Origin of the sequence: Flavobacterium sp. PL02, assembly GCF_035013205.1 — a bacterium.
GTDB lineage: Bacteria > Bacteroidota > Bacteroidia > Flavobacteriales > Flavobacteriaceae > Flavobacterium.
Genome location: NZ_JAYGJP010000001.1, coordinates 1,820,112 through 1,835,904, shown reverse-complemented (window position 1 = coordinate 1,835,904; position 15,793 = coordinate 1,820,112). Strand labels below are relative to the sequence as shown.

The following is a 15,793-nucleotide window of genomic DNA, read 5'->3' as shown; positions in this document are numbered from 1 at the left end:
AAACTGTGGGAAGGTCACCTGACTTCGTACCCGCATAGAGAATCAACAAAGAGAAGTCTCAAAAAGTAATAGCATCATATTATAGAATATCGGAACGGCAAGAAGTCGGGAGACTTTGCAGCAGTGGTTTAAACATTCTAAAGACAACTATTATAAACAGTTATTATTAATTACTGTACATAATACGGAATATTATATAAACATCGTACTGGATTTCCATCTTTGATTGCCGGAATCCAGTTTGGGGATAATCTTAAAACCCTTTCTAATTCTTTTCCCGATCCGTAACCAAAATCACGAAGGATTTTTATTTCAGACAAACTGCCGTCTTTTTCAATTTTTATAGTTGCAAAAACACCGCCTCTGGAACCTTCATCATCCATTAATTCTTGTGGTATAACATAATTTTTCTTTAAAAAAACATAAAACTTTTCAATACCTCCCGGGAATTTTGGCAGAGTTTCTACCACAGAAGCATTATAAACTTCATTATCTTCTGGCTTACTATCGTAATGCTTTTCTAATTTTATTGTTTGTTGTGGTACAGTCTTTTTGATATTTTCAGTAGCCGGAACTGTAGTATTTTGACAACTCAATAACAATAAAAAGCTAATGGCTATTAAAAAATTTCTTATCATAGTTCTTTGTTTAGGGGAGAATTTATATGTAAAAAAACAAAATTTATTCCATTTTGAAGTCAATAATTTAATACCGTTAAATTTAATTTTGACGAAACTAATTACTTTATAGACACAGAAAGATTTTCCGTGCTCTCGTTGCGCATATCCGAGCGATCGGATTTACACAAAAAACAATATTTAGACTTTTAGTAACATTCTTAAATCTTATTTCAGGCATGGTAGTTATTTGGATATCTCAAATTTGAGAGATAATTAAATAATTATAAAATATGAATGAAGATATTTTTAAATCAAAAACTAATTTAGATCCTTCAGAGTACAAAAAATTATTTGGAGATCCTTTTTGGAATGAACAAGGAAGTTCAAAAGCTAGAAACTTCTATCTCCAGCTGAGCGAAAAAGACAAAGCTTTAATGTTAAAAAAGAATTACCTTGAAATGATTAAAAAAGCCAGAGAAAGAAATTTCAATATGGCAGCAGATTGTTTACAATGGTGGTTAGACGGTACAGGATTTACAAAAACCATAGACTTTAACTGGTTGAGAAAGCAAAGTGAGGTTATTGCCGCAGAAAATTTAAATCTTGAACGTTTTGAAAATGACCCTGATTTTATAATTTTCCTTAAAAAGTTAACTGATACGAATAGTGATACTTATGTCACTCATTTTGACTGTAAATTTACAGGAGGTATTTTTCGTGAACTCTATTATGTGTGTGGCACTAGTACAATAACTTCAACATGTTATTTCATAGTTAGCAAGAAAAAAGAAAACTTCATTTTATCGGGTAAAATTATTCATAAATGGTGGGACAGATATGATTGGCACAAAGGAGCTAATGCTTATATTAATGGTTTCGGTTATGTTAAAGACTCAGATGCCTTATTAGTAGAGAAATATTGCGGGGCAAAACCTTATGATATGAGAGGTGAATGGCAACAAAATTTTAATAAAACCTTTCAACTCCAATTTATTGGAGGTATTAATCTTAAATTAAAATAGAAAATGAAAAAGAAAATATACATAGGAGTAATAGTTATAATTCTTTTGTTTGCCTCATATTTTTATTGGCAAAACAGGTATGTTGAATTTCGTCCCGTAATTTTGGCAGAAGAAAACTACTCCCCCCAATTAATATTTTTTGACAATGATCTCTATAAATTTGCAGAACCAAATGAAATTTCGCCAAATTATTATAAAAATATAAAATTTGTTCTAGATCGTTCAGGTCAGCCTTATATTGAAAAAAATGGGATAATTTATGTTCGCAATCACTATTTGAACGACATGAATCTTATGTGGAATTACACTACTAGATCAACCAATCCTACTTGGTTTAAATTAAAAAGAGAAATGGATAGTATTAATGGAGATCACGAAAGCAAAGAAAAATTAGATAGTATTATTAAGGGATTTATTCATTAAAATAAAAACAATGAAAAAGAAAATATACGTAACCTTAATCGCTCTAGTTCTTTTGTTTTCGGCTTACTATTATTGGGAAAATAGATATGTAGAACTTCGTCCTGTACTTGTAAATGAGGATTTGCGTGAACCGGTATTATTTTCAGAAACATCTCATAATCAATTATTTAAAATCGCAAAAACAAATGAAATTCCACCAAATTTTTATAAAAACATAAAGTGGGTTTTGGAAAGAGAACATCAAGAATATACTGTAAAAAACGGAGTGATTTATATCAGATATAAATACATGAATGATTACGAAATGATTTGGAACCATACTACTAAAACGAACAATCTCGAATGGTTTAAATCGCAAAGAAAGATGGATAGTATTAATGGAGATTACGAAAGCAAAGAAAAATTAGATAGTATAATTAAGGAGTTTCGTGATTAACTACTTTGCTTATTGCCATAAATCTATTCGGTTTTCAAGGATTTAAATAAGCTTTTCTCAACTACATTGTCTCAACAATTTCCTTAACAAATCAACAACAACCTATACTCCCCTTCATTTTCTATTGGTGCTCTATGAATACAAGGCAGCACTTGTTGTTTTGGATGATCTACAGCCAATCGCCAAAGATGTCCTATACCTAAATTAATAGGTTCCGCATCGTCGTGTATCTGATAGTGCAAATCAAAATAATTTTCCTTCAAGTAGTCTTCGAATTCTTCCTCTGGTCCGTCATAGAGTTCTTTTAGCTTTGCTCGAATTTCCGGAATCAGGATTTTTTGGGCTGCTTGCGAATTAGAAACAATATCACTTGCCGCTCCATGATAGGTACATAAAAAAGTATCTGTTGCAATGGGCGAACGATCAACATGAAAAGAATACACATCTGTAGATATGAAATCAAATTCGTCATCACGTTCATAACACTTCAATAAATTAAGAGCCGGCGAAGCGCCAAAATCAGTTAATAATTGTAAATCATTTAAGATTATTTCTCTTGCTATACTCCCCTTTTCTGATAGTTGGAGTGCGAGTAAATCTTCAGGATAAACTTCGGTTATATTTTCTTTTAAACCTAGTTGGGTTACAATCTCGTTAAAATCTCCATCCAAATTTCTGTGCCAGCATAGCGCATTCATTTCTCCCTTGAAACTGGTCTGTACAAGATCAGAGAAAGTTGGTACCATCCCAATTTGGTTACTGTCAGAAAATATATTGCTCATAGTATAATTTAAGAAGCTCGTTGCTTCGTGCATTACAAAATTATGTAATTACCTTTAAAAATTATGTTTTCTAAAAGACTTAAAAAAAATAATTATAAATTTACTAAAAACAAAAATGAAGAATAAATATTTCGGTTTATTGATACTATCTCTCGTTATGATTTCGTGTTCTAGCACAATTTCAACTGCAAAAAAAGAATATAAAATTGTTCAAGCTTCTAAACTGAAATCAAATTGGAATTTTAACTCAAAAGAGTGGTTACTAAAAAAAGATACTTTGATAGGTACTGGAGGACCAATGCATTGGGGAGTTATAGAATCTAAAAAGAAACTCTCGAAAAATTATGAAATCGAATTTAGAGTAAACATGACCAAAGGATCTCTATTTGAGGTAATGCTAAACATTGATAAAGAACAATATATAAGAACGTATTTGTATAATATTGATCAGAATATTGTAATAGGGAAAGGTGTTTATAAAGAAGGAAGTGACGAATACGAAAAACGCGGCGGTCCAACTTTGTTTAATAAGCCAATGAAATTAGAAAATGACAAATGGTATTCGGTAAAAATTAGAGTCACAAACAATCAATTATACTTCTCTGTCAATAATGAAAAAACATTAGAGTGTTCTATAGAAAAAAGTAATTTAAGCCAACAAGGAAATCTAGGATTCTTAACCGACGGTGAAATTAAAGTAATTGATTTAAAGATTAAAAGCATTGAGTAAAATTAATTGCATCTAATTTATGTATTAAGAGCAAAAAGAATATTTTTGGATTCTTAAATTAAAAATAACATCATGAAAGATCTAGTATCAAAAATCAATGCAGAATTCGAAACATTCAAAACTGAATCAGAATCATTAATCGAGAAAGGTGTGAAAGCAGCAGGACCAAGAGCTCGTAAATCAACTTTAGAAATTGAAAAACTATTAAAAGAGTTTAGAAAAGTATCTGTAGAAGAATCTAAAAAATAAGCCCATAATTAATAAAAAAACCTTGCTTAAATAAAACTAAGCAAGGTTTGTTTTTTTTACTTTTACTATACTATAAATCTTAATTGTATCTGTTTTTTTTTAACCCATTGGGTCCGATTACTTCGTAAATAACTCCGCAACACGAATCCAATCTTTGTCGACTATGTGTTAAATCCTTTAATTAAAGTTGCTAGTTTAATAATCTAATATCTGCATACTTAGAAGATATTAGTTTTGTTTCTCGCAAATTTTAAAAGATTTTAGCAGATGTACACAGATAGCTAGAATAATGTAGTAAAAACTACTTATTTTTTTGTTTTAAAAACTTTATAACATATAAAAAGAATACCTAACCAAATAGGAATTAATTCTACGGATAACTTCATATTAGTGATCCACATGATTGATAAAATACCCAATAAAAATACAAAACAGATGTAATTACTTACTGGATAAAATAATGAAGCAAACTTAGTTTTTGTACCTTCCTTGTCTTTTGAACGTCTAAATCTTAGATGCGTATAAGAAATCATAACCCAGTTAATAATTAAACAAGACACCACTAAAGACATTAAAATACTAAAAGCCTCTTTTGGAATTAGCTTATTTATTAAAATACAAATCGCTGCAAAGCAGGAGGAAATTAAAATAGCATTAATTGGTACCGATTGTTTGTTTAGCTTCATTAAAAACTTAGGAGCATTGCCTTGGTCTGCTAAACCATATAACATACGTGAGTTACTATATACGCTACTATTATATACTGATAAAGCGGCAGTTAATACAATTAAATTAAGCACATTAGCAATAAGGCTTGTGAAAAATATTTTGTTGCCAAACAACTCAAACTCCATTCCGTTTAAATTTTGAAAAACCATTACAAATGGACTACTATCTGTAGTAATTTGTTGCCAAGGTGACAAAGCAAATAAAATTACTAAGGCACCAACATAAAATATAAGAATTCTGTAGATAACCTGATTTGTTGCTTTTGGAATGTTTTTTTCTGGATTTTCTGCCTCAGCAGCCGTAATCCCAATTAGTTCTAAACCTCCAAAGGAGAACATAATTAGAGCCATTGCTGATAATAAACCTTGAAAATTACCATCTCCCGTTTTTTCAAAAACTCCTTTTGGAAAGAAGCCTCCATCGTTATACAAATTATGAATTGTAGCATGTTCTCCTCCTGTACCACTTATTAATAAATAAGTACCAAAGAGAATCATTGCAATAATTGCAACAACTTTTATAATTGAAAACCAAAATTCAGTTTCTCCGTAAACTTTTACAGAGGCAAAATTTAAAGCATTAATAACCAGGAAGAAAAATAAACTAGATGCCCACAGCGGAATTTCAGGCCACCAAAACTGTACATAAACACCAATGGCTGTAAGTTCAGCCATACTAACTAAAATATATAAAATCCAATAGTTCCAACCTGATGCAAAACCTGCAAAAGAACCGCAATACTTATAGGCAAAGTGACTAAAGCTTCCTGAAACAGGTTCTTCAACAACCATTTCGCCAAGTTGTCTCATAATAAAAAAAGCGATAATTCCGGCAACAGCATATCCTAAAATAACAGATGGCCCTGCTAATACAGCTGCTGGACCAATACCTAGGAAAAGACCTGTTCCTATTGATCCGCCTAAGGCAATTAACTGAATGTGACGGTTAGTCAGCCCACGTTTAAGCTGATTCTCTTTTACGTCTTCATGTTTTTCTTTCACAAATTAGATTTTTTAAATGAGTTAAATGTACTCACAAATGTATAAACAGCGAAGATAAGTTAAAAAAGGAATCGTACAAAACATAGTTCTGTCACATCTATCAGAATTGAATAATAAGTATTTAAATTGTTTAAAAGTTAATTGGTCAAAATCAATTATAAAAAAAAGCTCTTTTGTAACAAAAGAGCTTTTTTTATTAGACGAAACTGAAAGTTGACATAAGTATGTTATTCAACAAGATACTCAATAAGTAAATCTCCTTTTTCTACCAAACTATTTTCATTGAGATGGATTTTATGGATTATTCCAGTCTTTCCTAATACTGTATTTTCCATTTTCATGGCTTCAATAGTAAATAAAGGTTGATCTTGTTTGATTTCCTCTCCCTCTTTAATCCATATTTTACTCAGTAATCCTGGTAAAGGAGCACCAATTTCAGCAGCTGTTAATGCCTTTCGGTTCTGAACATTCATTGTCTTTATAGACTTATCCTTTATTTCAATGGCTTTTGTCTGGCCATTAAGCTTAAAATAGACTGTTCTGATTCCTTGTAAATCAGGTTCTGACTTATACAAGAATTTTACAATAATAGATTTTCCTTCCGAGATATTAACGATTACTTCTTCATTAGGTTTTAATCCGTAGAAAAATGTAGTCGAAGGAATTACACTCACATCTCCATATTTTTCGATAGTTTTAAAATAATCTTCAAAAACTTTTGGATAAAATTGGTATGATATAAAATCAGCTAATGTGCAGGATGATGAAAATTTTTCCTGAAAAGCTTCAAATTCGTTATCAAAATCTATAGGAGTTAAATGTGCATTGGGCAAATCTAAAAATGGTTTTTCTTTTTTGAGAACCATTTGCTGAAAATCAATTGGCCATCCACCGTCTGGTTGCCCTAACTCGCCTTTAAGCATTCCTTTTACAGAATTAGGAAAGGACAAGGTGGTGCCTTGATCTAAAACATCTTGCTTGCTCAGGTTACTACTTACCATAAACATGGCCAGATCACCCACTACTTTAGAGGATGGTGTTACTTTAATAATATCTCCAAGTAAACTATTGGCATCCTGATATGCTTGTTTTATAGCTGTCATTCTGGTCTCTAAGCCCAAGGAATAAGCCTGAGGTTTAAGATTAGAATATTGTCCGCCAGGAATTTCATGTTTGTAGACTTCTGCCGTACTTGATTTTAAATCGGACTCAAAAGGGTAATAATATTCCCTGATATCTTCCCAGTAATTACTGTATTGATTTAGTTTTTCGACATCAAGTCCCGAATCACGAGGAGTTCCTTTTAAAGCTTCTGCAAATACATTAAAATTGGGTTGTGAAGTAAGTCCTGACATAGAGGATAATGCAACATCTATAATATCAACCCCTGCCTCTACTGCTTTGAGATAGGTTGCAGACTGGATTCCTGCTGTATCATGTGTGTGCAAATGTATTGGAATGTCAATGGATTTTTTTAACTCGGTAATTAATTTTTCAGCAGCATACGGTTTCAATAAACCTGCCATATCTTTTATACAAAGAATATGAGCTCCTGTATCTTCTATTCTCTTTGCGAGATCTAAATAATAGTTAAGATTAAATTTTGGACGCTCAGGATTTAATATATCTCCTGAATAGCCCATACATACTTCGGCAAGGGAATCTGTATTTGTAAGTACGGCATTAATACTGTTTTTCATATTGTCGATACTGTTTAATGAATCGAAAATCCTAAAAACATCTATCCCTTTTTGAGCGGATACTTCAATAAATTTTTCGACCAAGTTATCTGGATATGCGGTATAACCTACTCCATTAGAACCTCTAATCAACATTTGCAACAGTACATTGGGCATCGCTTTTCGCATTTGTTCCAAACGACTCCAAGGACATTCATTCAAAAATCGCATCGCAACATCAAATGTCGCTCCTCCCCAAACTTCCATAGAAAACATTTGTGGAAAGTCTTTTGTAAATGTTTCTGCAAAAGGCATCATATCGATTGTACGCACTCTGGTAGCAAGTAATGACTGGTGTGCATCTCGCATAGTACAATCTGTATACAAAATTTGTTTTTGCTCTTTGATCCAGTTCGAAAATCCTTTTGGTTTTAACTGATCTAGTAGTTGTTTGGTTCCATTAGTATGAAAGGCACTTGATGGAATTGGTAATTTTGGAGTCAGAAATTTTTTATCAGGAACGATAAAAGGAACATCTGCATTACCATTGACAATTATATTTCCAATAAATGCCAAATTCTTGGTTACATTATCGGATTTTCTTTTGATTTTCATCAATGACGGATTATCTCCTATAAAATTCACCGTGATATTTCCTGCCTGAAAATCAGGATGTACAATTAAATTTTCTAAAAATGGAATATTAGTTTTTACTCCTTCAATAGTAAATTCTTTAAGCGTTCTTAAAAGACGTTGGCTGGTTCCTTCTAATGTTCTTCCTCTGGCAGTAATCTTTACGAGCATAGAATCAAAAAAAGGCGAAATCTTAACTCCCGAATATGAGCTACCTTCATCTATTCTGATACCATAACCTCCAGCATTTCGATATGCAATAATTGTCCCGTAATCGGGTGTAAAATCATTTGCTGGATCTTCGGTAGTAATCCTGCATTGAATTGCAAAACCACTACATTTTAAACTTTCTTGTCCCATAATATAAATTCCCGGACTAGAGAGTTTATGACCACAAGCAATAAGAATTTGACTTCTAACAATGTCAATTCCTGTTACTTCCTCCGTAACAGTATGTTCTACCTGAATGCGGGGATTTACTTCTATAAAATAAATATTTTCTGCCGCATCGACTAAAAATTCAACCGTTCCAGCATTATTATAGTTTACTTTAGTTGCAATACTAAGTGCGTACTTATATAACTTATCTTTTGTTTCTTGTTTTAAATTTGGGGCTGGAGCAATTTCAACCACTTTTTGAAATCTTCGCTGAACACTACAATCACGTTCAAATAAATGGACAATGTTTCCATAATTATCACCTAATAATTGTACTTCGATATGTTTGGGATTTTCAATGAATTTTTCAAGGAATAACGTATCATCTCCAAAAGCTGTTTTTGCTTCTCTTTTTGCTTCGTTGAACAAAGCTTCTAATTGGCTAGCCTTTCTAACCACTCGCATACCGCGCCCTCCTCCGCCTGCAGCAGCCTTTAACATCAAAGGATATCCAATGCGATTTGCTTCTTCCTGAGCAATAGAAAATGAAGAAAGGTCTATCTTACTGTCTTCGATTAAAGGTACATTGGCAGCAAGTGCAATTTTTTTGGCTGCCACTTTATCACCTAATTGTTCCATGACTTCTGGATTGGGGCCAATCCATAAAATACCATTCTCGGCACATTTAGTAGCAAATAGTACATTCTCTGATAAAAAACCATACCCAGGATGAATAGCATCTATTCCTTCGGCTTTGGCAACTTTAATGATTTCATCAATATCAAGATAGGGCTTTAAGGGGTCTGTATCTTTGCCTATCTGATACGCCTCATCGGCTTTGTAGCGGTGCAGGGAATACCTATCTTCATAGGTATAAATAGCTACAGTTTTAATTTTTAATTCCGCAGCAGCGCGAAAAATACGTAGTGCAATCTCTCCTCTATTTGCAACTAGTAATTTAGAAATTGTTCTCATTCTAATAAATTAAGTTAAATATCCACAAAATAAAAACGGCTTATTCTGAACAACTTCTGAAGATAAAATCTATTAATTTATATTGCTTAAAATCCAATTCTTCTCAGACTCCTTCCAATGGAATGGATAATAAATAAAGTAATTCTCTTAGTTCAGGTCATTCAAAATAAAAACATTTTTTATAGCTTCAGGAATTCTTTCTTCCCGTATTTGGTGTTCAAATTCATTGTTATATATGTTATAATTTTATAAATAATGTTCATTTATTCCCAATAAAAAACTGATTTATAAGGCGCAACAAATATATAAAAGTTCTTGAGTTGACCACATTCAAGCTAAAAAGAAACAGTGTCATTTAATTTTTTTTATCACTTTTTTGAAGCGGGCTTTGAGATCCCAGCCGTTATTTTAATTTTTTTATTTAGTTCTAAGTTTAAATCAGATTATAACGCTTAATCTCTTACATCAACTAATAAACCATACCTCATCTCTCATTAATCAGAAAACCAAAAACAACGATTAATACTACATATATTATAAATAATTACTGTAAGTGTATTTTTTATGTTAATTTAATATCAATACTGAATAACTTATGACTATTTTCTTTTCATGACAAAACTAATTTTGTAGTGCTTCGATAAAACATGTCCATTGTCGATTAACCTACAACTTTATGCAATGAAAAAATTACACATCCTAGCCTTGTTTGCTTTTTTTTCCTTCACTTTAGTCGCTCAAGTACAACAGTCTGGTACTTTGCCAATGGGATGTAAACCCGCAAATGTTCCTGCTCCGGTCCCGATTAAATCAAACCTACAAAGCAAATTAAAGGCTGTAGCAGCCACAGGAATAACAGGAAATGTAGAAAGTATTCATAGTGCTTTTGTAAACTGGCAAACTGGAGGATTTACAAGCTTCTCTATCGGAACAGGCTCAGTTCCTAATGGTCCTAATTCGCAAAATATTCGTTGGAGTCAAGGTTTGAATAATACAGATAAGACGACTTACGGCTATAGCTATGAAGAATTACGTTTAACGGCTCTCGCTTTGGGAACTACATTTATGCAAGGGCAAAATTTTTATTTTCACTTATTAAATGGCGGTACAGACACAGTGATTGGTCCGTTAAATTTTACATGGCAAAATTTGGGTACAGCTGGCAATATGGTAAATGTTACTATAGAGACGCAATTTGGAGTCAATGGATTGGGAGGTTTTGCCAATTGGCAAGCTACCAATATGATGGATTTTTACAGCAAAGTAATCCCTATTATAGCGCAAATATATGGTCCGTCTTCTCACTCTTATACAGTAAATGTAGTGAATGATGGTAATGCTTCTGGGAGTAATACATTTTATAATGGCCCTAACTGGATTTCGACTCAATATACTGCTGATGCTTTTGGCAAGATGACTCAACCACGCTTAATGGTTCATGAACTTTTGCATGCCTGGCGTGATAATGTGTGTTTGTCTTCTGATAATCTTTGGCATTACCAAAATACTTTAAGTGGTTTTGAAGAAGGTATGGCAGAATGTGTTGCGCAGATTGTAATGGATAAGTTTGCTGCTGCTTATCCTAATTACTTCCCAGCAGGAACTGCTTATCTAAATAAGCATTGGGGACATGAGGACGGTTATGCCTTTGATTGGGATTATGATTTTCAGAACCACTCTCAACTTACCACTACTGATTTTTGGTCAAGTGATCAAGGTATTGGAGCACATTGGGAACGCTATGGCACGAGTTCGGCTGCTTTTTATAAAATGTATGTTGAAGATTCTGATGTTTTCAAAAAATTCAATGCTGAATATTACAGAAGAATGAATGCCGATCATACGCTGTTAACATCGCGATCTTTACTCGTGGACATTTTTAGTACGGTACTGCCTAAAGTTGAAGAAAAAGAAACCAATTTGTGGATAGACAAACAACGTATTTTAGATTGTAAAGTGATACCAGGGAAAAAAGTGCATATGCTCAGTTTTCAGGGTGCCGATGGAGTGCGCGATATGGGACATGATAATAGAATCCATTTAATTGAAACTCAAAATTTACCTGGAGGAAACGAGTGGTCCTGGGATAAATTAGATAACTCTGGTAATATTACTCAACGTTGGTTTCATCAACTTAATAATTCATCTGGAAAAATTGACATCGTAAATTATACTACTGGAGCGGTTAATAACACTCTAAATTTTAGAAACAATGATGCTGGATATTATGGACCTAATCAAGGTCCTTGTTTGCCACCAAGTTTAACAGGTACGCCTTGTTTTCCAACAGGAATAGATGGTCATGGCTTGTACACAACTTCTGCAGATCGTGCAATCACTAATGGGGGAATAAACGATGGAAGTTGGTATAATGGATTGGGACTTAATCCCGACAGGATTATTTATAAGATACAAACGACTGGTTTATATATTTATAACATTGAATTTCAATCTGGTGGGGCTGTTAAAGGTAAATACTACCGATTGCATGGTAATGGGTTTATAGGTAAAGATGGCTTATATGCTGGGGTGCGCAATAATGATGATACTCCTGTTTTAGGTAAAATGTACGTAGAACAAAAAAATACTGTGAGCCCAATAGCAGGAGAAGAAACGGCTATTACTATAAATAACGGAACTCTCATCGCTCCAAGAATTTGGACTTCTATTGCCGAAACCCAATCACAATTTAAAGCAGGAAGAGTTGATACCCGCTACTCTAAACCTGGAAAAGTGCATGCTATTTATGTAAACAGTGATTGTTCTAAACCTCAAAAAATAGGCTTCAGGAATATTACATACGGAAGTACTGTTTCGGGGGTGCAAATGTTTTTGTTTAATGTAGATGATTTTGAAGATATACTTTATACTGAATCTATGCCTACTCTATTGTGCGAAGGATACCAAGCAGATTTTAGCGTCGAAAATAATTTCCCAAAGTATCTCGATACTGATTCCAGGGTTACTTATAAATGGAAGAATCCATTGGGGACAGTCGTTTCTACGTCTAATAAATATACTATCTCCGCTGTAACACCTCAAGATGCTGGTATTTATACCTTAGAAATTACTTCTTTTGATTGCCTGATTACAAGAACCAAAGAACTAGTGGTTACCCCTAGCGTGGTTCTTGAACCAAGCGTTGTTACGCCAATTTCTCTTTGTGCCAACAGCACTATCGATTTAAAAGTAAGCGGAACTTTACCTACAGGTACTACTTATTCATGGACTGGACCCAACGGCTATTCTAATACAACCCAAAATCCGAGTATTACTAATGCGCAAACAATTAATGCAGGTATTTATGAAGTAACCTGTACAGTTAAGGATTGTGATGGTAGTACAGACATTATAAAAAAAGAACAGATACAGGTTGGTATAAATTCAATATTAAAACCTAAAATTTCATGCGGAGTACCATCACAAAATGCGGTGTCTTTTCTATGGGAAGCAGTTGCGGGAGCTACCGATTATACGATTTCTTATCAAGTAAATACTAATCTAATCCAAAATATTGGAGCCATTGGTAATGTCTTAACCTATAGTGTAACTGGATTGCAACCATCTGATAATGTCGATATTTTTGTAACTCCAGTAGGTAGTCTTGGTACTTGTTTTGACGTTGAAAAATATAGTTGCCAAGCAAGTACAGCACCAACTTGTAGCATTCCGGTAGCACAAGTAGTTACTACAGCGGTAATTACTTGCTTGAGTCCTTCGGTTACGCTAAACGGTACAGGTTCCACAACCGGTGCTGGTATCGATTATCAATGGACAACAACTGATGGCTCAATTGTCAGCGGAGCAACAACATTAAACCCAATTGTGGATGCTGCAGGCACTTATAAGTTAATTGTAACCAATACAGCTGGTGGAGGTTGTAGTTCTCTTCCGGTAACCGTTAATGTTACAGGAGCATATTCATTACCAACAGTTCCAACATTAACGGGTCCAAATTCCATTTGCTTAGGATCGGATGCTAATTTTACAATAACTGGGAAAACTGGTGATAATGTGAGTTATACAGGAGCAGTTTCAGGAACAGCTGTAATAGAAACAACAGGTTCTGTAGTGGTAACAATTCCTTCAGCAAGTTCTAATACGACTTTAAATTTAACAAATACTACGGATGGTATCTGTAGTCAGGTTCTAACAGGAATAACTAAGACTATCAATATTCAAACAACTCCAAATGCAGGAACAAACGGAACGTTGACTTTATGCTCAGGAACTACTCCTACCAATGCTCAATTGTTTGTTCAGTTGGGCGGAACGCCAGATACAGGTGGTGTTTGGACTAATGTTGGTAATATTTATACTTATACTGTAAATGCTGTTTCTCCTTGCAATATAGCTGCTACAGCTACTGTAACCTTAAATACGCAAGCTGTTCCCAATGCAGGAACAAACGGAACTTTAACTTTATGCTCAGGAACTACTCCTACCAATGTACAATTGTTTGCTCAGTTAGGCGGAACGCCAGATACTAGTGGTGTTTGGACTAATGCTGGTGATATTTATACTTATACTGTAAATGCTGTTTCTCCTTGCAATATAGCTGCTACAGCTACTGTAACTATAAATAGGCAAACAACTCCAAATGCGGGAACAAACGGAACTTTAACTTTATGCTCAGGAACTGCCCCTACCAATGCTCAATTGTTTGCTCAATTGGGCGGAACCCCAGATACAGGTGGTGTTTGGACTAATGTTGGTAATGTTTATACTTATACTGTAAATGCTGTTTCTCCTTGCAATCTATCTGCTACAGCTACAGTAACTATAAATAGACAAACAACTCCAAATGCGGGAACAAACGGAACTTTAACTTTATGCACAGGAGCTACTCCTACCAATGCGCAATTGTTTGCTCAGTTGGGCGGAACGCCAGATACAGGTGGTATTTGGACTAATGTTGGCAATGTTTATACTTATACTGTAAATAGTAGTTCTCCTTGCAATCTATCTGCTACAGCTACTGTAACTATAAATAGGCAAACAACTCCAAATGCAGGAACAAACGGAACGTTAACTTTATGTTCTGGAACGACTCCTACCAATGTACAATTGTTTGCTCAGTTAGGCGGAACGCCAGATACAGGTGGTATTTGGACTAATGTTGGTGATATTTATACTTATACTGTAAATGCAGTTTCTCCTTGCAGTCTATCTGCTACAGCTACTGTAACTATAAATAGGCAAACAACTCCAAATGCAGGAACAAACGGAACGTTGACTTTATGCTCAGGAACTACTCCTACCAATGCACAATTATTTGCTCAGTTAGGTGGAACGCCAGATGCAGGTGGTGTTTGGACTAATGTTGGTAATATTTATACTTATACTGTAAATAGTAGTTCGCCTTGCAGCCAAACCGCTACTGCTATTGTAACCTTAAATATTCAAACAGCTCCCATTGCAGAAGCAGGTAGTCCAGTTATAATTACTTGTGCTTCATCAACAATTATGCTTAATGGAGCTGGTTCTGATATTTCGGGTGTTACTTATTTATGGACTGGGGGAACTATCGATAGTGGTGCCAATACTTTAACCCCAGTTGTTAGTTCCAGTGGAGTCTATACTTTAACAGTCACAAATAGTATTTTGGGATGTGCTTCTAGTGATACTGTTTTAGTTACACAAAATATTGAGAATCCAGATTTTTCTTTTTCCGAAACAGGAGTTAATCAATATACAATTGTTGCATCAGGTGGTACTGCTCCTTATCAATATAGCATTAATAGCGCTAATAGTTATACCTCCAATCCAATTTTTAAGATTGATCACTCTGGAAATTATACCATTTATGTTAAAGATAACAAAGGGTGTTTCTCTACTGAAACAGCATATTTAGCTTATGAAGGAATAGAGTTTCCTAAATTTTTCTCACCAGATGGAAATGGAAGTAATGATTATTGGTATCCTACAAGAATAGAAGATTATCCAAATTTAGAAGTTTCAATATTTGATAGATATCAGAGATTAATCATGAATTTTAAAGGGAATACAACAATGGGATGGGATGGTACATATCAAGGAAAACCTTTGCCAACCGGGGATTATTGGTACGTTATTAAAACTAATAATGATAAGGATAGAAGAGAATTTATTGGCGGAATGACTTTATTTAGATAAA

10 protein-coding genes are annotated in these 15,793 nt (G+C 33.9%); 6 read left to right on the top strand and 4 right to left on the bottom strand.

The window, feature by feature from the left end; translation table 11 throughout:
- Positions 1 to 170 precede the first annotated feature (170 nt).
- On the bottom strand, positions 171 to 638 hold the full coding sequence (locus SHI72_RS07690; protein ID WP_323489611.1) for a hypothetical protein: 468 nt from the start codon (positions 636 to 638) through the stop codon (positions 171 to 173).
- A 272-nt stretch (positions 639 to 910) separates the two neighbouring features.
- On the opposite strand from SHI72_RS07690, the gene SHI72_RS07685 reads away from it, so the two are divergent.
- The 3 genes from SHI72_RS07685 to SHI72_RS07675 are packed head-to-tail and all read left to right on the top strand — an operon-like array spanning position 911 to position 2,501.
- Complete coding sequence (locus SHI72_RS07685) at positions 911 to 1,642, top strand: hypothetical protein (RefSeq protein WP_323489610.1); 732 nt, start codon at positions 911 to 913, stop codon at positions 1,640 to 1,642.
- A gap of 3 nt (positions 1,643 to 1,645) precedes the next feature.
- Positions 1,646 to 2,065, top strand: coding sequence for a hypothetical protein (locus SHI72_RS07680; protein WP_039116212.1), 420 nt, complete (start codon positions 1,646 to 1,648; stop codon positions 2,063 to 2,065).
- A gap of 10 nt (positions 2,066 to 2,075) precedes the next feature.
- On the top strand, positions 2,076 to 2,501 hold the full coding sequence (locus SHI72_RS07675) for a hypothetical protein (RefSeq protein WP_323489609.1): 426 nt from the start codon (positions 2,076 to 2,078) through the stop codon (positions 2,499 to 2,501).
- An 83-nt stretch (positions 2,502 to 2,584) separates the two neighbouring features.
- Here the strand turns inward: SHI72_RS07675 and SHI72_RS07670 are convergent, their stop codons facing one another.
- Positions 2,585 to 3,283, bottom strand: coding sequence for a DUF1826 domain-containing protein (locus SHI72_RS07670; RefSeq protein ID WP_323489633.1), 699 nt, complete (start codon positions 3,281 to 3,283; stop codon positions 2,585 to 2,587).
- A 115-nt stretch (positions 3,284 to 3,398) separates the two neighbouring features.
- On the opposite strand from SHI72_RS07670, the gene SHI72_RS07665 reads away from it, so the two are divergent.
- Positions 3,399 to 4,013 carry a hypothetical protein gene (locus tag SHI72_RS07665; protein WP_323489608.1) on the top strand — a complete coding sequence of 205 codons (615 nt, stop codon included), beginning with the start codon at positions 3,399 to 3,401 and terminating at the stop codon, positions 4,011 to 4,013.
- A 72-nt stretch (positions 4,014 to 4,085) separates the two neighbouring features.
- Positions 4,086 to 4,262 carry a histone H1 gene (locus SHI72_RS07660; RefSeq protein ID WP_035621526.1) on the top strand — a complete coding sequence of 59 codons (177 nt, stop codon included), beginning with the start codon at positions 4,086 to 4,088 and terminating at the stop codon, positions 4,260 to 4,262.
- 305 nt (positions 4,263 to 4,567) lie between these two features.
- Here SHI72_RS07660 and SHI72_RS07655 read toward each other — a convergent pair whose 3' ends face one another.
- Together SHI72_RS07655 and SHI72_RS07650 are read right to left on the bottom strand one after the other, a co-directional pair.
- The gene (locus SHI72_RS07655) at positions 4,568 to 5,992 is read right to left on the bottom strand and encodes an amino acid permease (RefSeq protein ID WP_323489607.1); all 1,425 of its coding nucleotides are present in this window, start codon (positions 5,990 to 5,992) and stop codon (positions 4,568 to 4,570) included.
- A gap of 227 nt (positions 5,993 to 6,219) precedes the next feature.
- On the bottom strand, positions 6,220 to 9,657 hold the full coding sequence (locus SHI72_RS07650) for a pyruvate carboxylase (RefSeq protein ID WP_323489606.1): 3,438 nt from the start codon (positions 9,655 to 9,657) through the stop codon (positions 6,220 to 6,222).
- Between the two features lie 681 nt (positions 9,658 to 10,338).
- On the opposite strand from SHI72_RS07650, the gene SHI72_RS07645 reads away from it, so the two are divergent.
- Entirely contained in the window at positions 10,339 to 15,792 is a 5,454-nt protein-coding gene (locus tag SHI72_RS07645) for a T9SS type B sorting domain-containing protein (RefSeq protein WP_323489605.1), read from the top strand.
- The last annotated feature ends 1 nt before the right edge of the window (position 15,793 follow it).

Bases quoted from the DNA above. Each gene is read 5' to 3' on its own strand.
- SHI72_RS07690 (WP_323489611.1), bottom strand. From the start codon at position 638: ATGATAAGAAATTTTTTAATAGCCATTAGCTTTTTATTGTTATTGAGT.
- SHI72_RS07685 (WP_323489610.1), top strand. From the start codon at position 911: ATGAATGAAGATATTTTTAAATCAAAAACTAATTTAGATCCTTCAGAG.
- SHI72_RS07680 (WP_039116212.1), top strand. From the start codon at position 1,646: ATGAAAAAGAAAATATACATAGGAGTAATAGTTATAATTCTTTTGTTT.
- SHI72_RS07675 (WP_323489609.1), top strand. From the start codon at position 2,076: ATGAAAAAGAAAATATACGTAACCTTAATCGCTCTAGTTCTTTTGTTT.
- SHI72_RS07670 (WP_323489633.1), bottom strand. From the start codon at position 3,283: ATGAGCAATATATTTTCTGACAGTAACCAAATTGGGATGGTACCAACT.
- SHI72_RS07665 (WP_323489608.1), top strand. From the start codon at position 3,399: ATGAAGAATAAATATTTCGGTTTATTGATACTATCTCTCGTTATGATT.
- SHI72_RS07660 (WP_035621526.1), top strand. From the start codon at position 4,086: ATGAAAGATCTAGTATCAAAAATCAATGCAGAATTCGAAACATTCAAA.
- SHI72_RS07650 (WP_323489606.1), bottom strand. From the start codon at position 9,657: ATGAGAACAATTTCTAAATTACTAGTTGCAAATAGAGGAGAGATTGCA.
- SHI72_RS07645 (WP_323489605.1), top strand. From the start codon at position 10,339: ATGAAAAAATTACACATCCTAGCCTTGTTTGCTTTTTTTTCCTTCACT.